Raw genomic sequence first — 19,462 nt, forward strand, 5'->3', positions numbered from 1 at the left:
GGGACTCGTGGAGATGTACAGGGAATCCGTGGAGATGTACCAGTGCTTCGTCACCGAAACCGGTGGCGGGGACGGAGACGTACACGCAGGCGGTGGACTCCTCGTGCAGGTGTTCCACCCCCAACGAGCTGCAGGGCGTTCTCCTCCGACAGCCTCGGGTTGATGAGCAACGCCTGGGTCCGCATGGAGGTCTGGAACGCTGCGACCACGGTCCGGATCGACGTGTCCGCCGCCAAACAGCAGCCAGTCGACGCTGTGGATCCGTACACCGGGTGAGTTCGTCCTGAGGTGAGTTCGGCCTGCGTGGCTGGCCAGGAACGAGTCAGTGCCGGCCCGCCGTGTTTCAGGCTGACCGGCACCGCTGCTGGGATTCACGCATCTGTTGTTGCTGTTGTTCAGGAGGCGGCGATCCCGGCCGGGCCGTCCTGGACCACGGTCGCCTGGGCGAACGCCGAGTCCAGCTGGGCACGCAGCGCCTCGAGCTGGTGGAACTCGCTCGAGGACGCCGACTCCGAACCCTCGGCGGCGAACACGTGGTCCGTCTCGGCCGACGAGTGATCGTAGGAGGTGAAGTCCGACTCCTCGTACCGCGCACCGCTCGGGTCCGTGTACGACACCTGGTGACCCTGATCGAACGACGTCGACTCAGCCGCCGCGTGGTCCTGCTCGTACACCCCGAACTGCGAGTCATAGTTGCTCTCACTCGCGTCGACCTGGTGCAGCTGGTCCAACGCCTCGTGCTGCTCGCCCGTCTCGATCTCGCCGTACTCGCTCATCTCAAATCCCTTTATGTATGTCGGTGGTTCGCGAAGTGTTCCTTGCGATGCACCAAACATTACGGAGCCGCTGACCTCGCCGAATCACGGAAACGTGCCAGCGCCGCCGGGTCCGGGTCAGTGGGATTCGCGGCTGACCTGAGGGCCGGAGGAGCCGAGCAGGAACGAGCAGTCGGCGCCCGTGTCCGCGCCGAGGACGGTGTCGACGTAGAGGCGTTCCCAGCCGCGGGCGGGGCGAGCCAGGGCGTCGAGGAGCGCCTGGGACGGCGGGCGGGCGTCGAGTTCGGCCTGAGGCACATCGACGGTGAGTGTGCGGCCGGGGACGTCCAGGACGATCATGTCGCCGGTGCGGATGCGGTTGAGGGGGCCGCCGGCCGCGGCCTCGGGGGCGACGTGGAGGACGACGGTGCCGTACGCGGTGCCGCTCATCCGGCCGTCGCAGATGCGGACCATGTCGCGGACGCCGGCGCGCAGGAGCTTCTCGGGCAGCGGCATGTTGGACACCTCCGGCATACCCGGGTAGCCCTTCGGGCCGCAGCCACGCAGTACAAGAACGGTCGACGCATCCACGTCCAGCAGCGGGTCGTCGATGCGGGCGTGGAAGTCCTCGATGGAGTCGAAGACGAGCGCCGGGCCGCGGTGCTGGAGCAGGGCGGGCGTCGCGGCGGCGGGCTTGATGATCGCGCCGGTGGGGGCCAGGTTGCCGCGCAGCACAGCGATCCCGGCGGCAGGCAGTACAGGATCCATTCGCGACCGGATGACCGAGTTGTCCCAGATGGACGCGCCCTCCAGCGACGACACGAACGGCGCGCCGGTGACGGAGAGCGCAGCGGGCGACAGCAGGTCCAGCACCTCGGACAGGACCGCGGCGAGGCCGCCGGCCCGATGGAGGTCCTCCATGAGGAACCGCCCCGCCGGCTGCAGGTCCACCAGCAGCGGCACGCCGGCGCCGATGCGGTCGAAGTCGTCGAGGCACAGCGGTACACCCAGACGACCGGCGATCGCGAGCAGATGCACCACGGCGTTGGTGGACCCGCCGGTCGCCGCGAGCGTGACGATCGCGTTGTGGAAGGACTCGGCGGTCATGACGGTCGACGGGCGGCGCTCGGCGTGCACGAGGTCGACGGCGAGCCGCCCCGACGCGTGCGCGCGGGCGAGCAGGCGGCTGTCGGCGGCGGGGATGCCGGCGGTGCCGGGCAGTGTCATGCCGAGCGCCTCGGCGAGCAGGCCCATCGTCGACGCGGTCCCCATCGTGTTGCAGTGCCCGCGGCTGCGGATCATCGACGACTCGGAGTCCAGGAAGCCTTGCGAGGTGAGCGTCCCCGCCCGTACCTCCTCCGACAGCCGCCAGACATCGGTGCCGCAGCCGAGCGGCGCGCCCCGGAAGGTGCCGGTGAGCATCGGGCCGCCGGGGACGACCAGGGCCGGCAGGTCGACCGAGGCGGCCGCCATGAGCAGCGCCGGGATCGTCTTGTCGCAGCCGCCGAGCAGGACCACGCCGTCGATGGGGTTGGCGCGCAGCATCTCCTCGATCGCCATCGCCGCCATGTTGCGCCACAGCATCGCGGTCGGGCGGACCTGGGTCTCGCCGAGGGAGACGACGGGCAGGTTGTGCGGGACGCCGCCGGCCTCCCAGACGCCGCGGGCGACGTGCTCGGCGACCTCGTCGAGGTGACGGTTGCACGGCGTCAGGTCGGAGGCGGTGTTGGCGATCGCGATCTGGGGCCGGCTGCCGTCGAGCGCGTCGGCTGGCAGGCCGCGCCGCATCCAGGCGCGGTGGATGTACGCGTTGCGGTCGTCGCCGGCGTACCAGTCGGCGCTGCGCAGTCGTGTCATGGCACCTGCTTCGGCGGAAGATGGGGAACGTGCGCGCATTCGTCATCATCGGTCCCGGCCGGGCCGAGGTCCAGGACGTCCCGGAACCGGTCGCCGGGGCGGGACAGGTCGTCGTCGACGTGGAGCGCGCCGGCGTGTGCGGCACCGACGTCGAGTTCTTCACCGGCGAGATGTCGTACCTGCACGACGGCCAGGCCGAATACCCCATCCGGATCGGGCACGAGTGGTCCGGCGTGGTCCGCGAGGCCGGCCCCGGCGTCGACGCGGCCTGGGTCGGCCGGCGTGTCACGGGAGACACCATGCTCGGTTGTGGCGGCTGCTTCAGGTGTACGAGCGGGCGCCAGCATCTCTGCGCGCACAGGCACGAGATCGGCATCCGCCACGGGTGGCCCGGTGCCCTCGCCGAGCGGCTCCTCGTCCCGGCCCGGGCGCTGCAGGCGCTGCCGCCGCAGGTCGGGCCGACGCTCGGCGCGCTCGTCGAGCCCGGCGGCAACGCCCTGCGCGCGGTCCGCGGCGCCGGCGTCCGGGCCGGTGAGCGGCTGCTCGTCCTCGGGCCCGGCACCATCGGGCTGCTCGTCGCGCAGATCGCCGCCGCGCAGGGCGTCGAGGTGCACCTGCTGGGCGTGACGGCCGCGTCGGTCGAGTTCGCCCGCGGGCTCGGCTGCGGCGCGGTGTGGACCGCCGCCACGCTGCCGGCGCTGCGCTGGGACGCGGTCGTCGACGCCTCCAACGCGGCGACGTCGCCGGCGGCCGCGCTCGACCTCGTGGAGCCGGGCGGCCGGGTCGTGTACATCGGGCTGTCCGGCACACCGAGCCTGCTCGACTCGCGGACCCTCGCGTTGAAGGACGTGACCGCGGTCGGCGTGCTCAGCGCGTCCGGCGGGCTGGCCGGCACCGTCGAGCTGTACGCCTCCGAGGCCGTCGACCCGCGCCCCCTGGTCGCGGCGACGATCGGCCTGTCGGAGGCGGCGGCCGCCCTGTCCCCCGCCCGGCCGGCCGCGTGGGGCGCCGCCCCGAAGGTCCACATCGACCCTTCCCTGTGACGCGTCGTCCACAAGCACCCCGTTGTCCACAGGGCACACCGGCCAGGGCAGCATCGGGCGGCGGGGAACCGCTAACCTGTGGCACGTGCGGCAACTTCGACGGATCGGCGTTCGGGCGGTCGCCGGGCTGCTCGCGACCTGTGCGCTGGTCGTGACCCCGGTCCCGTTCGCGGCGCCCCAGATGGCCGTCGCGGCGCCGTCGGCGTGCGGGGCGACGTTCCCCAACAAGCTCACCGAGACCCCGTGGCCCCTCAAGCGCCTGCACCCCGAGCTGGCCTGGCCGATGACGAAGGGTGAGGGGGTCATCGTCGCCGTCATCGACTCCGGCGTGTCGACCACGCACCCGTCGCTGAAGGACCAGGTCCTGCCCGGCAAGGACTACGTGCAGCCCGGCGGGGTCGGCGACTGCGACCAGGCCGCGCACGGCACGTTCGTGGCGGGGATCATCGCCGGACTCCGCCTGCCCGGCAACGGGTTCTACGGTGTCGCGCCCGCCTCGAAGATCCTGCCGATCCGCGTCCTGGAGGACGACCGGCGGAGCTTCGACCAGGAGCTGCCCAACACCATCGCCGACGCCATCGACTATGCCGTCGACCACGGCGCCGGCGTGATCAACCTGTCGCTGGTGACGCAGCCGACGCCGAAGCTCGCCGCGTCCGTCGCCCGCGCCCTGAGCCGCAACGTCATCGTGGTCGCCGCCGCCGGCAACGACGGCGCCAACACCAACGCCAACCAGCCGGCGTATCCGGCGGCGTATGACGGCGTGATCGCGGTCGCCGGCGTCGACGAGCAGGACAAGCACGTGTCCACGTCCACGTCCGGTGACTACGTCGACGTCGCCGCGCCCGGCGTGAACATCGAAGGCCCGGCACCGCAGGGCGGCGGGTTCGGCATGCGGACCGGCGGCGGGACGAGCTTCGCCGCGCCGTATGTCGCCGGCACCGCGGCCCTCCTGCGCGCCTACTACCCCGAGATGACGCCGCAGCAGATCGCGGACCGGATCACCGCCACCGCCGACCAGCCGCCCGGCGGCCGCGACCCGCAGGTCGGGTTCGGCACCGTGAACCCGTACCGTGCCGTCGCCGCCCTCCTCGACGGCGCCGCCCCACCCGAGACCACCCGTCAGGGCGGCGCCGGCCTCGGCCCCGAGAGCGCCCGGTCGGCCGCGGAGTCGTCGCTGCCGGCGATCTGGGTCGCGTTCGCCGCGGTGGTCACGACCGCGCTGATCTGGTCCGGCCTGCTCGTGCAACGCGCCCGCCGCAGGCTCCACGGCGCCCCCGCGGCAGCGGCCGGTCGCCAGGAGCCCCGCCGCGCCGGACAGGACCGGTTCGAGCCGACGATCGGCCCGATGAACGTCCGCCCCCCGACCGTCCACCGCACCCAATCCTCCCGCGGCCTGGCCAACGCCTCCCGCTCCCTGAGCATGCCAACCTCCTCCAGCGGCGGCCGCTGACCCTCCCCCACGGACACCCACAACCCCTCGCCACCGTTTGTGCGGCACCCCTACTACCCGCCGCCACCCACACGCCCGTCGGTTCATGTCCGCTGGTACAGGTCCGGGTCGCCCGACCCCGCGTGAGGGCGTGAGCTACGTCCGGCCGCGATCGACGTGCCACCCACTCAAGCAGCATTCCCGTGCCCGCGTTGGTCTTCAGACATCGGCACGAGACCCGGCCGCTGCCGCCCAGGCCACGATCGCCGCCCCACCCACCTGCAAACTTGGCGTTGTTGGCCGCCCGGTGCACCGTTGTCTTGTCGGCCTGCGCAGGGTCTGCGGTCAGCCGGGTATCGGCCACGCGTGTGGTCGTTGGTGATGTGGAGGCCGTACCACCACGTCGCTAGCCCGAAGCGAGCGCCTTCTCGGCATGCGTGACGAGGTCGGCCTCGGTGATGGCCGGATCGAACTCGGCCGCGTCGTGCAGTTCCAGGAACGCGACCAGTGCGGTGGAGCGTGGTGACGCCTTGGATCGCCGGTTCCACGGCGTCGGGATCTCGTAACTGGCGGCGAACCCCTCCGACCACGCCGTGCGAATGCGGTCATCGGTCCGGGACGAGCGTTCGAACGCGACACCGGCGCCGAGACTCAACTCGTCGACCATCGCGCGGTACCGGTGCTCCAGCAGCATGTTCTCGTTACGGAGCACCGCCTCGATACGTTCCGCCGTGGTGGTACGGCCGGCCGCGGCGGACCACGCGGCCAGATCGGCGGCGAGCCGGTGGTGATCGGCCGGCGGCTGCTCGGGGCCGGGCGACCGCAGGGTGTTGAAGATCTCGTGGTCGAAGCCGCAGTCCTGCCGGTCTCCGCCGACCAGATGCGCGGTCCACGAAGGGCCGCCGGGGACATCGGCCGCCATCTGCGCACAGGCGGTGTCGGAGATCCAGGCGGCCAGGACCGGCGCGCCGGTCGCGGCGGCGATCGGCCCTGGACCGGCCCCGACGGTGGGCCACTGGTGGGGCCAGACGGTCATCTCGGCCATCTGCCAACCGTCCCCGAACAGCACGAGATTGAAGCAGCCCGAGCCGAACGCGCTACAAACCTCCGGCAGCAACGGCAACGGGGTCGTGGACCTGGCGACGACGATCGAGTGGTGGGTGCTCACGAGCGGAGCATAGGTGTCACGCCCGAACGTGGGCGGCGGGTGGATCCGGTGGGATCTCACCCGCCGGGGGTTGGGTTGGCGGTCAGCGTTGGTCTTGCGGTGGGTCCCAGCGGGGTGGGCGGGGTGGCTGTGGGGGCTGGCCGGTTGTCGGGAACTCGGTGGTGCCGTTCGACTGGTCGCCGGGGGCGGGGAACTGTGCGGTGGGCGGGCGGTTCGGGTCGTGGGTTTGACCGGCTGGTGGCTGGTGACCTGTGATCGCCTCGGTTTGGTAGCCGGCCGGGGTCACGGGGCCGGTCTGGTAACCGGCCGGCGGGTGCTGGCCTGTCGCGGGTCCGCCTGGGTACTGGCCGGTGATGGAGCCGGTCGGTGGATACGTCTGCGGCGGGTGACCGGGCCGGCCGAACTGCCCAGGGGCGCCGGGGGGACCGGACGGACCCCGCGCACCGAACTGGCCTGGAGCGCCAGGTGGACCGGGTGGGCCGAAGGGGCCCGTGGCGCCGGGTGGGGGGTAGCCGCGGGCTGCGGCGGCGGTGCGTTCGCGGCGGCGGTTCATGGCGCGGAGGGGCAGGACGATGGCGAGGACGAGGATGGTGAGGCCGACGAGGGCCACGCCGGCCACGATGGCCGCTCGGGTCGCCGGGGTGCCGGGGCCGTCGTCGATGTCGCCGGAGCCGCCGGTGGCGCCCGGGGCCGCGCTCGCCGTGCCGGCGGAGATGGGGCCGAGGGGGTCGGCGGTCACTGCCGGTACATCGGCCGAAAGCGCGGCAAGAGGGTCGATGAGACCGAAGCCGAACCGGTCGTCGCGGCCTGCGGGGCCCTTGTCGACGGCGGTCTTGAAGAGGCGGTTGACGACGTTGGCCGCGTCGAGCTTCGGGTACTTCGACCAGATCAGGGCGAGCGCGCCGGAGACCATGGCGGTGGCGCTGCTCGTGCCGGAGCCGGTGCCGTAGCCGGACGGGGCGACCTTCTTCGGGAGGGTGCTGATGATGTCCTGGGCCGGCGCCGCGATCTCCATGGTGTCGTCGTGCAGCGCGCCGCTCCACAGGTTGCCGTCGCGGTCGGTGCCGTTGACCGTGATGACGCCCGGGTAGCTGCCGGGGTGCGGCACGTGGTCGTCGCCCTGGGTGGTGTTGCCGCCGGCGGCGACGAGGATGGCGCCCTTGGAGCGGGCGTAGGCGATGGCGTCCTCGTCGGCCTTCAGCTGCGCGCCCTTGCCGCCGAAGGACATGTTGATGATTTTCGCGCCGTGGTCGACCGCATACCGGATGGGCTCGTTGACGCTGCCCGTGAAGGGCACCGGCAGCGCGACCGGAAGGATCTTCGCCTTGGGCGCGATGCCGAGCATCTGCATGTTGCTGTTGCCGCCCCGCGCCGCGATGATGCCTGCGATGAGCGTGCCGTGACCGTTCGGGTCGTCCCAGCCCTTCTCGCTGGTGCTGCCGAGCATGCCGGTCCCGGGCAGGACGGCGCCGTTGAGGTCGGGGTGGCTGGCCTCGACCCCGGAGTCGATGACGGCGACGACGACCCCGTCGCCCTGCGCGACCTTCTGCGCCTGGGTCAGCTTCAGCGAGCTGATCCACCACTCCCGCTCCCGCACCGAGTCGGCGTGGGCCGCCTGCGGCGCGACGATCCCCGCGCCGACGCCGCCGGACACGCCGAGCAGGACCCCTGCGGCGACCACGGCCGCCATCCGCCGCACGACCCGCCGCACCGGGGCGGTCCGGGAAAACGTCGGCACAGGGGTCAGCCCAGCACCGAGGGTGGCGCTTCGCTGTCGGAGCCCCACGGGTCGTCGTCCTCTTGGAGCCACGTCGTGTGGTCCTCGCCCTCTCCATGGCCGGCGCCGCCTGCGGCACCGGGCATCATTCCTCCGCGGAAGCCTCCAGCGCCGCCACGGCCCGCGCCGGCACCGGCGCCACGGACGCCGCCCTTGCCCGCGCCCGCTCCGGTGACGTTACGCCCCGCGCCACGGCCGGCACCCGCGCCGGCCATACCCGGCATCATGCCCATGCCGCCGATGCCGCCGCCCGCGCCCGGGCCACGGCCGAGGCCGCCCGCGCCGAGACCACCGGCGCCGAGCCCGCCGCCGCCGGGGCCGATGCCGCCGATGCCGGGGCCGAGACCGCCCGCGCCGGGGCCGGCGCCCGTGATGCCGCCGCCGCCGACGCCGGCCAGGCCGCTGCCGGGCAGGTCGCCGGGGTCGTAGCCGGTGCCGTCGCCGGGGTTGGTCAGGTTGGGGTCGCCGATGCTGCCGGGCCCGGTCATGTCGTCGACGCCGGGGACAGGGCCGCCGGGGATGCCGCTGCCGGTGCCGGGCATCTTGGCGCTCGGCATGCCGCCCCCGCCGCCGCCTCCGCCGCCACCGCCGAAGTTGGTCGGGGTGAAGGGCGTGCGCGGCTCGGTGTAGTCAACCGGGTTGGTGCCCGGGATCGAGTCCATCGTACGGACGTGCTTGCCCGCCAGCTCGTGGTAGGCCTGCTTGGCCTTGTCGTCCTGGGAGGAGATCCAGTCGCGCAGCTTGTTGGACGCCCAGTCCCAGGTGAAGAACTCGCGCGCCTCGTCGAACCACTTGTTGCCGTACACCGGCAGCAGATGCTGATAGATCGAGTTGGGGCCGAACGCGTCGGAGATCATGCCGCTGTCGATGTAGCCCTGCTTCGCCGCCATGACCTCGTGGATCATGTCGTCGGGAATCGGGATCTTCGCGATGGCGCCTTCCAGGTCGCCGGCGGCGAGGTGCAGGTAGTGCGGCAGGTTACTGTGGTCGTCGCGGACGGTCTGGACGCTGGTGATCATCGTGGTCAGGTGGTTGCGGTATTCCTCGCCACCCGGGCCCTTCCAGGTCTCCAGGTCCGCCTGAACCGCCTTCAGCACGCGCTCGACCTCGCCGAGGCGGGTCAGCAGCGCGGTCCACTCGTCGGCCGCCTGCCTGACACGCGCGGGGCTGCCGGGGATGACGACCATCGCGATGACGTCCTCCCAGGAGGGGTCGCCCTCGTTGGCGTACGAGTCGCCGAACCAGCCGCCGTCGTTGGCCGCCGCGGGTTTCGAGTACGTCGAGCTGGTGACGTCGACGTTGGTCTCATCGCCCATGTGCCCTAGACCTCCGTGGTCCCGGTGCCGGAGCCGCCGTGCTGCTGCCCGTCGAACGAGCCCGGCGCCAGGGTCGTCGTGTGGGACGTGATCGTGCGCGGGTCCTGCGCGGCCGGGGCCGTCTCGTTGCGGTTGTCCACCGCGGTCTGGTCGATCGGCGTGTATGTGCCGGCGTCGAGGAGCTTCTTGATGTCCGCCATGTTGGCGTGGTTGCGGTCCTCGGTGGTGCGGTAGTTCTTCGCGATCTGCTCCGTCGGGCCGATCATCTTGCCGAGGTGCTTCGCGAGCTCGTGCAGCGACTTGTTCACCGACTTGTACGCCCCGTCGGCCTTGGCCTGGATGCCGAACGCGCTGTAGAAGCCGCCGAAGGGTGTCGCCTGCCCGTTGAGCTTCATGTCGACGTCCTCCATGTTGAGGCCGGACATGTCCAGGTGCTCGCGGATGTTGGTCATCTGCCCGATGCAGTGCGTCTCGACGTAGCCCTGCAGTTCCTTCAGCAGCGCGGGCAGCTTGTCGATCTGTTCGACGTTGACATCGGAGTCCTTGGGCAGGGACGGTTCCCCCATGGCGCCTTCCTCTCGAACTGCGGACCGTGCTTGGTCATGAAACAGGTCATGAGACAGGATCGGCGTGGCACCCGCGGTGCCACGCCGATCCGACCAGATGCAGCGGTCGTGGCTACGATTACCAGACCTGAGCGTTGTTCATCTCGGTCGTGATGTAGTTGGCGCGGGCGATCCCCACGGCGCCACCGATCTCGTTGAGCAGGTTGTTCATGTCCTGGACGGCCGAGTCCCACTTCGCCTGGTGGGCGTTGTAGGCCTCGCGGTCCTTACCGTCCCAGGTCATGTTCTGCAGCCGCTGGCGCAGCGTGTCCAGCTCGGTGTCGATCGTCTTGGAGATGCCCTGGATGGTCTGCGAAGCAGTCTCCATCTGGGCGTAGTTCGTCTGGAAGTACGACATCCCTAGTCCCTGCCTCTCAGGCCGTCAGTAGTTGAGTGAGTTGCCGTACTTGTTCATCATCGCCGCCTGCTGCTCCTCGTTTGCCTGGTGCGTGTTGGCACCCTTGTCGAGGAGGTCGGCGATGTCGCTGAGGGCGGTGAGCAGCTTCACCGAGTCCTGGTCCCAGCGGGTCATCACCTGCGCGAAGCCGGACGAGGCCTCACCCTTCCACGCGGCGACGAGATCATCGATCGCGCCCCGCAGGTCGTTCAGCTTGCCGTTGACGGTGTCGTGCGTGGCACGAACGTCCTTCGCGGCAGCGTGCATGGTCGCTGCATCGACTCTCGTCGGCTGCGTCACGCCAATTCACCCCTTCTCAGTCCGTCCCGCGGGACAAGGCACTTGGAAAGCCCCCGTACGGTGGCACCGCGGTCATCGACGATGGTGTTTCCCCTGCGACGGTATCGGAGACCCGCAAGATTGCGCAGCCCTGAACCGCCAACATCATGGCACAGGATCGACCCAAGCGGTCTGGACGAGCTGCCTGCCGTCGCTTCTGCGCACGAGGGTACCGCGCCCCGGCGGCTGCGGGCTGGGCCGCAGGTCACCGAACAGCGGGCCTTCCTCGCGGCTGCCGGACATCAGGAAACCGGGCGCGTCCAGCTCGCGCAGGCGCTGGATGACCGGCTCGTACAGGGCGCGTGACGCACCGCCGACCCGCCTGGTGAGGATCACGTGCAGGCCCACGTCCCGCGCCTGCGGCAGCAGCTCCATGAGCTGGGTGAGCGGGTTGTTGCCGGGCAGCGCCACCAGGTCGTAGTCGTCGACCAGGACGTACAGGTCGGGCCCCCGCCACCAGCTGCGGTTGCGCAGCTGTTCGGCGGTGACGTCCGGCCCCGGGAGGCGGTCGTTGATGGCGCCCCGGATGTTGGGCATCATCTCGTTGAGCGCCGAGTGCGACGGCGCGTAGTCCAGCAGGTACTCGCGGTCGACGACGCCGAGCAGGCCACGGCGGAAGTCGGCGACGAACAGCCGCGCCTCGTGCGGTGTCTTCGTCTCGATGATGCTGCGGGCGATGAGCCGCATCAGCGAGGTCTTGCCGGACTCGGCGTCGCCGAGGATCAGCAGGTGCGGCTCGGCGGCGAAGTCGAGGTGCACCGGCGCGAGATGCGTCTCGTTGATGCCGATCGCCACGCCGGGCACCGCGGGTCGCTGCTCGACCAGCTTCGCGAGCTCCACCCGCGGCAGCATCTTGGGCAGCAGCCGCACCGGCGGCGCGGGCTGGAACGGCCAGCCCTCACGGACCCGCCGGACCAGCTCCGCGGCGCCCGCGGCCAGGTCGTCGACGCCCTCGCCGCCCTCGATGCGGGGCAGCGCGGCGAGGAAGTGCAGCTTGTCGTGGGTGAGGCCGCGGCCGGGGGTGCGCTCCGGCACGTTGACCGCGGAGCGCCGGTCGATCTCGGACTCGGTCGGGTCACCGAGCCGCAGCTCGATGCGGGTGCCGAGCAGGTCGCGGAGGTTGGTGCGGACCTCGCCCCAGCGGTTCGCGGCGAGGACGACGTGGATGCCGAAGCCGAGGCCGCGGGCCGCGACCGAGGTGATGCGGGCCTCGAGCTCCTCGTAGTGCTCGCGGATCGCGCTCCAGCCGTCGACGACCAGGAACACGTCGCCGAACGGGTCGTCGGTGACCTCGCCGGCGTTGCGGGCCCGCCGGTACGAGGCGATCGAGTCGACGGCGAGCTCGGTGAAGCGGGCCTCCCGCTCGTCGAGCAGCGCGGTCACCTCGGCGACGGTGCGCCGCACCGCCTCGCCTTCCCGCCGGCCGGCGACGCCGCTGACGTGCGGCAGGCCGGCCAGGGACCGCAGGGCGCCGCCACCGAAGTCGAGGCAGAAGAACTGGACCTGCCACGGGCTGTGGGTGAGCGCGAGCGAGCTGATCAGCGTGCGCAGCGCGGTGCTCTTGCCCGACTGGGGGCCGCCGACGAACACGACGTTGCCGGCGGCGCCGTCCAGCTCCACGACGAGCGGGTCCCGGCGCTGCTCGAACGGCCGGTCGACCAGGCCGACCGGGGCGGACAGCCGGCCGGTGCCGGGCCAGCCGGTAGCGACGAGGCCACGGCGCTCGTCGACGGTCAGCGCGCCGAGCAGCTCGCCGAGGGTCGCCGGCTCGCCGAGCGGCGGCAGCCACACCTGGTGCGCGGGGGCGCCGCGGCCGCGCAGCTTGCCGACGATGACGTCGAGCATGCTCTCGCCACGGCCGGACTCGGCCTCCGGCTCCTCCTCCGGCTCGTCCGCGGGCAGCACCGGCACGGGGATGTGCTGGGTGCCGTACGGCACGATCTGCATCCGCACCGTCGCCTGCGACCTGGGGACCAGGCCCGCCTGGCGGTAGGTGCCGGACACGTACGCGGCCCGGAAGCGGGTCATCGTCGTCGTGTCGGTCTTCAGGTAGCCGTGGCCGGGGGCGCTCGGCAGCTCGTACGCGTCGGGGACGCCGAGGACGACGCGGCTCTCCACGGCCGAGAACGTGCGCAGGCCGACGCGGTAGGAGAGGTGGGTGTCCAGGCCGCGCAGGCGGCCCTCCTCGAGGCGCTGGCTGGCCAGCAGCAGGTGCACGCCGAGGGACCGGCCGAGGCGGCCGATCATCACGAACAGGTCGATGAACTCCGACTTCGCCGCGAGCAGCTCGCTGAACTCGTCGCAGATGATGAGCAGGCTCGGCAGCGGCGCCAGCTGCTCGCCGGCGAGGCGCGCCTTCTCGTACTCGAACCGTGACACGTAGTTGCCGGCGGCGCGCAGCAGCTCCTGCCGGCGGACCATCTCGCCGTTGAGCGCGGCCTGCATGCGGTCGACCAGCGGCAGCTCGTCGGACAGGTTCGTGATGACGGCGCTGGTGTGCGGCAGCACGTCCAGCGACGCGAACGTCGCGCCACCCTTGAAGTCGACGAGGACGAAGTTGAGCTCCTCCGACGAGTGCGTGATCGCCAGGGACACGACGATGGTGCGCAGCAGCTCGCTCTTGCCGGAGCCGGTCGCGCCGATGATCAGGCCGTGCGGCCCCATGCCGTCCTGCGCGGACTCCTTGAAGTCCAGGTCGACGGGCTGCCCGTCGGGGCCGACGCCGATCGGCACCCGCAGCTTCTCCCGGTTGGGCCGGGGGCGCCAGGTGAGCAGCGGGTCGACGGCGGCGGCGTCGCCGATGCCGAGCAGGTCCGGCAGCTCGATGCTGCGCGCCAGCGGCTCCTCCGACGTCGTCTGCTGCGACAGCCGGAACGGTGCCAGCTGCCGGGCGAGGCCCTCGGCGGCGACCACGCTGAGCCGGTCCGGCCGGCCCAGCGGCGTGACCTTCTTGCCCTGGTCGGCGGCGATCTGCTCGGCGGTCACCTGCAGTGACAGCAGCCAGCGGCCCGAGTCACGCGGCACCGTGCCGGACAGGTCGACGACCGTGGTGCCCTGCAGGCCGATGCCGAGCAGCTGGCAGGTGGGTGCGACCTCGCCGCCGTCGACGACCACGACCAGGTGCGGCGCGGTGGTCAGCGGGCGCAGCTCGGGCGCGAACCTCGACCGGCTGTGCAGCTCGTCCTCGAGCACCTCCTCGAGGTCCGTCATCGAGTCGAACATGAGCCGCACCGCGCCGGCCGCGTCGGTCTGCCGGTCGTGCTGGGCGTGCGGCAGCCACTTGACCCACTCCCACTCCCCGCGCCGCTCCGGCGCCGCGACGACCGCGATCTTCACGTCGTCGGGCGAGTGCAGCGTCGCGAGCTGGCACAGCATCGACCGGACGAGATCCGTCACGACCTGCCGGTCGCCGCGGGGCACGACCCGGCTGAACGAGCGCGCCGACACCGCGATCGGCAGGTCCGGCACCGTCTGCCGGGCGCGGATGAACCGCCGCAGCGCGATCGCCGTCATCGGCTCGAGGTCCTCGACCGGCTTCGTCTCCGGCGGGATGATCGAGACCGCGAGCCGCTGCGCGCCGAGCGCGATCCGCACCTGCCCGAAGTCGTCGTCGGTCGCGCGCCGCTCCCACCGGCGCTTCGACGCCGCCACCGACCACAGCACGTCCGGCGCCGGGTGCTGCCACAGCAGCGCCGCCCGCTGCTGCGCCGCGGCCCGCCGGGCCTGCCGCCGCACCTGGGCGAGGTAGCGCATGTAGTCGCGGCGCTCCGCGTCCAGCTCGGCCTTCGAGTCGCCGCCGCCGGAGTTCATCGACCCGATCGCCATGCCGATCATCGACACGCCGAAGAGCCCGCCGACGATCCACATCATGGGGCCCGAGCCGCGACCGCCGCCGGTGTACAGGAAGGCCATCGCGCCCACGCCGCAGACCATCGGCAGGATCATCAGCAGTTGCCCGAAGCCCTTTGGCAGCCGCTCCGGAAGCTCCGGCGGCGACTCCAGCAGCAGCTCGCCGCGGGGCAGCTGAGGCCCTGGACGGCGGGGTGGCCTGCGGAAGACGACGGTGCTCACGTGTCTCCTCCTGTACGGCGCGGCGCCGTGATCGCACCCGGAGGGGCAGGGCGGGGCACCGCGTGATGCGGCCATCGTATGTAGTCTGCCCAGGACGCGATGACCCGCAGTTGCATTGCGGGCGTCGGGGCGGCTCCGATCGAAGGGATCTGTGACGTGGCCACTACGACCGGCGGCGGGATGAGCCGGGTGACGATCGTCGCACCGAAGACCCGGGTCGACCTCGCGCTGCCCTCGGACGTGCCGCTCGCCGATCTGTTGCCGACCGTGCTGCGGTACGCCGGTGACGGCCTCGCCGACGACCCCGCCGGACGGGACGGCTGGGTGCTGTCGCGGCTCGGCGGCGCGCCGATGCCCATCGACCGCACGCCGATCCAGCTGGACGTCGAGGACGGCGAGATGCTGTACCTGCGACCCCGCGGCGACGAGTTCACCGAACCCATCTTCGACGACGTCGTCGACGCCGTCGCGACCTCCACGCAGGACCGCGCCGGGCGCTGGCGGCCCGCCTCGACCCGCCGCTTCGGCCTCACCGTCGGCGTCGCCACCCTCGTCGTCGGCGCCGTCATGGTCCTGTTCTCCGGCCCGCCGCAGCTGCCCGCCGGCATCGTCGGCGTCGGGGTCGCGGCCCTGCTCCTGGCCACCGCCGCGGTGCTGTCCCGGGCCCTGCGCAACAGCCGGACCGGCGTCGTCTTCGGGATCGTCGCGCTCGCGTACGCCGGCGTCGGCGGCCTGCTCCTGCTCGCCGGCGACCACAGCCTCACCGACCTCAGCGCCGCCAACGTCCTCGTCGCGGGCACCGCGATCCTGCTCGCCTCCGCCGTCGCCACCGTCGGCGTGGCCTCCGCCGTCGCCGTCTTCCTCGGCACCAGCATGGCGGCCGTCGCCCTGTGCGCCGCCGCCCTCGTCTGCATGATCTGGGACGCGTCCCCGGCCGCGGCGGCCGCCGTCGTCGCCGCCCTGACCTTCTCGACGCTGCCGCTGATGCCGATGCTCTCCTACCGGCTGGCCGGCCTGCCCATCCCGTCCGTGCCGACCGACGCCGCGGACATCCGCACCGACACCGAGATGGTCTCCAGCCGGCAGGTCCTCGCCCTCAGCGAGCGCGCCGACGAGATCCTCGCCGGGATGCTCGGCGCCCTCGCCGTCATCGGCGGCCTGGCGTCGCTGACCCTCGCCTGGGACGGCGGTGTGCCCGGCGCGTCCCTGGCCGCCGTGTTCGGCCTGGTCATGGTCGCCCGGGCCCGCTGGTTCATCAGCCGCCGCCAGCGCATCCCGCTGCTCGTCTCCGGCCTGGTCGCCCTCGCGGTCGTCGCCGTCGGCGCCTACGCCGCCGCCGACCAGGTGCTCCGCCTGGCCGTGGGGGTGACGGCGACACTCGCGGTGGCGGCGGCGGTCATCGCCTACGCGGTGGTCGGCGCCGAGAAGCGCCGGTCCCCGATGTGGGGCCGCACCCTGGACATCTTCGAGACGATCCTGATCCTGGGCATCATCCCGCTCGCCTTCTGGGTCAGCGGCCTGTACGGCTGGATCCGCACCATCCGCGAGGGCTGACCGCCGCCGGGCCGCACCGCCCCGTGCGGCGCCGCCCGTCAGTACATCGGCCTCGGATGCTGCGTCAGGCCCTGCGGCGCAGGAGGAGCCAGCCGCCGATGCCGGCCACGAGCAGGACGAGGACGCCCGCGCCGCCGGCCACGAGGAGCAGGCTGGGACCGCTGCCCGTCTCCTTGCCGGCATCGCCGGCGGCGGCGGACTGCGCGGCCAGGGGGTTCGCCGGGACGGCCGGGACGTCGGCGGTGAGGGCCTTCACCAGGTTGAGGCGGCCGTACCCGTAGTCGGGGTCGCGCCCGGGCGGGCCCGCGTCGTCGGCGGTGGCGATCAGGCGCTGGATCACGTCCTTCGCCGGCAGCTGCGGGTACTTGGCGCGGATCAGCGCGGCGGCGCCCGAGACGATCGCGGTGGCGGCGCTGGTGCCGTCGGCGGCCGGGTAGTAGCCGACGACGCGGCCGCCGCCGGACGCGGAGACCAGCGGGATCGCCACCCCCGGGGCGGTCAGGACGACCTCGGGGCCGCGGATGGCGCCGGACCAGGCGTTGCCGCTCTGGTCGACGGCGGAGACGGCCACGACACCCGGGAAGCGGGCGGGGGCGATCACGCCACTGCCGGACGGGAACTCCGCGACGTTGCCGGTGGCGGCGACCACGACGACGTCATGGTCGAGGGCGTAGCGGACGGCGTCCTCGGCGGTGCGGTCGATCACGGTGCCGCCGGTTGAGAGATTGATCACCTTCGCGCCGCGGTCGACCGCCCAGCGGATGCCTTCGGGGATGTTCGTCGGGCCCATCGCGGAGGACCGCGACGCGATGCGGACCGGCAGGATCTTCGACTTCGGCGCGATGCCGAGCAGGTGGTCGGCGCTGCCGCCCTTGGCCGCGATGACGCCGGCCATGCCCGAGCCGTGGCCGTCATTGTCGGTGCGGAAGGAGCCCGCCTCACCGATGAACGACGTGCCGTCCAGCACCTGGCCGTCGAGGTCGGGATGGCTGCCGACGCCGGTGTCCAGGACCGCGACGACGACCCCGTCTCCCGCCGTGACCTGGTGCGCGGCGGCGACGTCGAGGGTCTTCAGGTACCACTCCCGGTCACGCATCGTCTCGGCGGACGCCGGCGTGGGCGGCACCAGTACCGGAGCGACACCCGCGGCGACGACGGCCAGGGCCGCGAACACCCGCGCCCTCACTGCGGCGCCCCGAAGAGCTGCTGCTCGATCTGGGTGGTCGCGAGCCGCAGGTACTGCCACGAGCCAGCCTCGTAGACGACGAGGCCGTCCGGTGGGGTGGCCTGCAGCGTCGCGGCCTGCATCGCGTCGAGGCGCATCAGGGTCGCCGCGGCCGCCAGCTGCCGCTCCGTGAGCCGGCGCAGGATCACCACGTCGGCCTCGAACAGGGACTGCGCCACGTACTCGCCGAACCAGCCGGCGACGGTCAGCAGCGCCTGCCAGGGGCCGAGGTCCGGCACGCTCAGCGGGTGCCGCTCGGCGACGAAGAGTACCGGCGCGGCGACGGTCCCGGGCAGCTCGACCTTCTGGTACGGCGGCGCGGCGTGGAACAGGTCGGTGCGTCCGGTGACGGACTCGCCGAAGCCGGCCCACAGCGGCTCGTCGGGCGTGTGGACCACGACCCGCGCGCCGATGGCGAGCGCCCGCAGCATCAGCAGCCGCTCGACCCAGCCGCGGTCGATGAGCAGCACCCGGGTCGGCTCGGCCCGGAAGAGCTGCAGCGTCACCGGGTTCTGGTGCTGGTCGAAGCCGAGGACGATGCCGCCCGGGTCGGTGGCGAGGGAGACGCCGCCGACGACGCTCTGGTCGCCGGTGAGCTCCAGCCCTCCGCTGCCGGGTCGCCGCCTCACGGGGTGCCTCCGCCGGTCGGTGCCGACGCGTAGACGGCCGGCTGGTGCTGGCCGTGCATCGGGCGAAGCTTGATACCGAGAGTCTTGGTGTACTCGCGGACGGTGCCCACCGCCGCGGCGAGCCGGTCCGGGGCGGCCATGACCCGCACCACGGTCCGCAGCCCGACGGCGGCGCCGCGGCGGGCTGCGACGACGGACACGGCGAGGTGCTCGGCCGGGACGTTCATCAGCGCCTGCACGGCGGCCGGGTCGAACGACGCCGGCCACTGCTCGACCTCGAACGCGATGTGCTCCCGGCCCGCGGCGTGCCAGCCCTGCCAGCGCTCGCGGGCGGTGACGGGGGCGCCGTCGGGCAGCCCGTCGAGGCCGCAGGAGGCGTGCACGGCGGCGGTGAGGGCGGCGGCGTCGAGGATCTGGTACGGGACGCCGGCGGTGTTGAGCGCCTTGCCGAGCCGGCCGGCCATCGCGGCGAGCGCCCGGTGGACGCCGTCGACGCCGCCGCCCCGGTCGGCGGCCGCCTCGATCGCGTCGGCCGCGTCGAGCCGCGCCGCGACCCACGTCAGGTGCGCGGCGGGGCCGGTCTGCCGGCCGGTGGTGAGCGCGAGCAGCTCGCGGTAGGAGTTGGCGGCGGCGCTGTTGGGCGCGGGGCCGGTGGCCGGCGCGAGCGTGCGCAGGCTCGCCAGCTGCAGCGCGGATGGGCGGGCGGTGCCCTCGTCGAGCAGCCGCAACAGGCGGTCGAGGCGCAGCGCCGGGCGCCGCCGGCCGAGGATCTCGTCGGCGCCGCCGACGGCGATGGCGATGAACCAGCCGTCGCGGTCCTGCCCGATGCCGAGCTCGGTGCCGCGGTCGTCGTAGCCATACACCTCGAACGCGGGCGCGGGCAGGGCCGCGGCACCGGCCTTGCGGCGGCGGCGCACGGCCGCGCGCAGGCCGAGGCTCTGATACACCCAGCGCCCGCCGGACCGGCTCAGCCCGACCGCGAGCGCACCGACGGCGACGGCGGCGCCCACACCGATCGCGACGGGGTTGCCGGAGAACACGGCCGCGCCGACCGCGACGGCCGAGACCTCGATCGCGACGAGCTGGACGGTGCCGAACTCGCCGGGCCTGCCGGAGGCCGGACGCAGCCGCTGCGCCGGGGCGTTGCGCTCCGGTGGACGGCCGCCGGGGATGGGCTGGGGGGCCGGACTGGGGCCGCCCGCGGGTGGCCTGCCCTGAGCCGTTGCCGATGTCACCTGTTCCCGTGCTCCCTCCGCTGCGACGCGCCCGCCGAGGATCCGGTCCGAGCCGAGGC

General features: G+C 72.8%; 15 protein-coding genes. 3 read left to right on the plus strand and 12 right to left on the minus strand.

The window, feature by feature from the left end; genetic code table 11:
• Nucleotides 1–395: 395 nt before the first annotated feature.
• Both ACQEVZ_RS12395 and ACQEVZ_RS12400 read right to left on the minus strand, forming a co-directional pair.
• Nucleotides 396–776, minus strand: coding sequence for a hypothetical protein (locus ACQEVZ_RS12395; protein ID WP_433365546.1), 381 nt, complete (start codon nt 774–776; stop codon nt 396–398).
• A gap of 117 nt (nt 777–893) precedes the next feature.
• Nucleotides 894–2,612, minus strand: a complete 1,719-nt coding sequence (locus ACQEVZ_RS12400; protein WP_433365549.1) for a dihydroxy-acid dehydratase — start codon at nt 2,610–2,612, stop codon at nt 894–896.
• A 20-nt stretch (nt 2,613–2,632) separates the two neighbouring features.
• Between ACQEVZ_RS12400 and ACQEVZ_RS12405 the strand changes: the two genes are divergently transcribed.
• Together ACQEVZ_RS12405 and mycP are read left to right on the plus strand one after the other, a co-directional pair.
• Nucleotides 2,633–3,655 (plus strand): zinc-dependent alcohol dehydrogenase, encoded by a 1,023-nt coding sequence (locus ACQEVZ_RS12405; RefSeq protein ID WP_433365552.1) that lies wholly within the window; start codon nt 2,633–2,635, stop codon nt 3,653–3,655.
• 85 nt (nt 3,656–3,740) lie between these two features.
• On the plus strand, nt 3,741–5,108 hold the full coding sequence (gene mycP, locus ACQEVZ_RS12410; RefSeq protein WP_433365555.1) for a type VII secretion-associated serine protease mycosin: 1,368 nt from the start codon (nt 3,741–3,743) through the stop codon (nt 5,106–5,108).
• Nucleotides 5,109–5,493: 385 nt separating this feature from the next.
• Here the strand turns inward: mycP and ACQEVZ_RS12415 are convergent, their stop codons facing one another.
• From ACQEVZ_RS12415 to eccCa, 7 genes are all read right to left on the minus strand, one after another.
• The gene (locus tag ACQEVZ_RS12415; RefSeq protein ID WP_433365558.1) at nt 5,494–6,255 is read right to left on the minus strand and encodes a hypothetical protein; all 762 of its coding nucleotides are present in this window, start codon (nt 6,253–6,255) and stop codon (nt 5,494–5,496) included.
• Nucleotides 6,256–6,337: 82 nt separating this feature from the next.
• Nucleotides 6,338–7,993 (minus strand): S8 family serine peptidase, encoded by a 1,656-nt coding sequence (locus tag ACQEVZ_RS12420; protein ID WP_433365561.1) that lies wholly within the window; start codon nt 7,991–7,993, stop codon nt 6,338–6,340.
• A 5-nt stretch (nt 7,994–7,998) separates the two neighbouring features.
• On the minus strand, nt 7,999–9,348 hold the full coding sequence (locus ACQEVZ_RS12425) for a hypothetical protein (RefSeq protein ID WP_433365564.1): 1,350 nt from the start codon (nt 9,346–9,348) through the stop codon (nt 7,999–8,001).
• 5 nt (nt 9,349–9,353) lie between these two features.
• Nucleotides 9,354–9,914 (minus strand): hypothetical protein, encoded by a 561-nt coding sequence (locus ACQEVZ_RS12430; protein ID WP_433365567.1) that lies wholly within the window; start codon nt 9,912–9,914, stop codon nt 9,354–9,356.
• Between the two features lie 118 nt (nt 9,915–10,032).
• The gene (locus ACQEVZ_RS12435) at nt 10,033–10,311 is read right to left on the minus strand and encodes a WXG100 family type VII secretion target (protein ID WP_344504183.1); all 279 of its coding nucleotides are present in this window, start codon (nt 10,309–10,311) and stop codon (nt 10,033–10,035) included.
• A gap of 24 nt (nt 10,312–10,335) precedes the next feature.
• Nucleotides 10,336–10,650, minus strand: coding sequence for a WXG100 family type VII secretion target (locus ACQEVZ_RS12440; protein WP_344504182.1), 315 nt, complete (start codon nt 10,648–10,650; stop codon nt 10,336–10,338).
• A gap of 144 nt (nt 10,651–10,794) precedes the next feature.
• Nucleotides 10,795–14,760 (minus strand): type VII secretion protein EccCa, encoded by a 3,966-nt coding sequence (eccCa, locus tag ACQEVZ_RS12445; RefSeq protein ID WP_433365572.1) that lies wholly within the window; start codon nt 14,758–14,760, stop codon nt 10,795–10,797.
• Nucleotides 14,761–14,916: 156 nt separating this feature from the next.
• Between eccCa and eccD the strand changes: the two genes are divergently transcribed.
• Complete coding sequence (eccD, locus tag ACQEVZ_RS12450) at nt 14,917–16,314, plus strand: type VII secretion integral membrane protein EccD (protein ID WP_344504180.1); 1,398 nt, start codon at nt 14,917–14,919, stop codon at nt 16,312–16,314.
• A gap of 64 nt (nt 16,315–16,378) precedes the next feature.
• On the opposite strand, the gene ACQEVZ_RS12455 is transcribed toward eccD, so the two are convergent.
• From ACQEVZ_RS12455 to ACQEVZ_RS12465, 3 genes are read right to left on the minus strand one after another with little or no spacing between them, the layout of a single operon-like run.
• Nucleotides 16,379–17,500, minus strand: a complete 1,122-nt coding sequence (locus ACQEVZ_RS12455) for a S8 family serine peptidase (RefSeq protein WP_433365576.1) — start codon at nt 17,498–17,500, stop codon at nt 16,379–16,381.
• Complete coding sequence (locus tag ACQEVZ_RS12460; protein WP_344504178.1) at nt 17,497–18,168, minus strand: hypothetical protein; 672 nt, start codon at nt 18,166–18,168, stop codon at nt 17,497–17,499. Before ACQEVZ_RS12460 ends, ACQEVZ_RS12455 begins: the two co-directional genes overlap by 4 nt.
• Nucleotides 18,165–19,403, minus strand: a complete 1,239-nt coding sequence (locus ACQEVZ_RS12465) for a type VII secretion protein EccE (RefSeq protein ID WP_433365579.1) — start codon at nt 19,401–19,403, stop codon at nt 18,165–18,167. Before ACQEVZ_RS12465 ends, ACQEVZ_RS12460 begins: the two co-directional genes overlap by 4 nt.
• Nucleotides 19,404–19,462: the final 59 nt, after the last annotated feature.

It is taken from the genome of Dactylosporangium sp. CA-152071, assembly GCF_050936335.1.
Taxonomy (GTDB): domain Bacteria; phylum Actinomycetota; class Actinomycetes; order Mycobacteriales; family Micromonosporaceae; genus Dactylosporangium; species Dactylosporangium maewongense.

Bases quoted from the DNA above. Each gene is read 5' to 3' on its own strand.
- ACQEVZ_RS12395 (WP_433365546.1), bottom strand. From the start codon at position 776: ATGAGCGAGTACGGCGAGATCGAGACGGGCGAGCAGCACGAGGCGTTG.
- ACQEVZ_RS12400 (WP_433365549.1), bottom strand. From the start codon at position 2,612: ATGACACGACTGCGCAGCGCCGACTGGTACGCCGGCGACGACCGCAAC.
- ACQEVZ_RS12405 (WP_433365552.1), top strand. From the start codon at position 2,633: ATGGGGAACGTGCGCGCATTCGTCATCATCGGTCCCGGCCGGGCCGAG.
- ACQEVZ_RS12425 (WP_433365564.1), bottom strand. From the start codon at position 9,348: ATGGGCGATGAGACCAACGTCGACGTCACCAGCTCGACGTACTCGAAA.
- ACQEVZ_RS12430 (WP_433365567.1), bottom strand. From the start codon at position 9,914: ATGGGGGAACCGTCCCTGCCCAAGGACTCCGATGTCAACGTCGAACAG.
- ACQEVZ_RS12435 (WP_344504183.1), bottom strand. From the start codon at position 10,311: ATGTCGTACTTCCAGACGAACTACGCCCAGATGGAGACTGCTTCGCAG.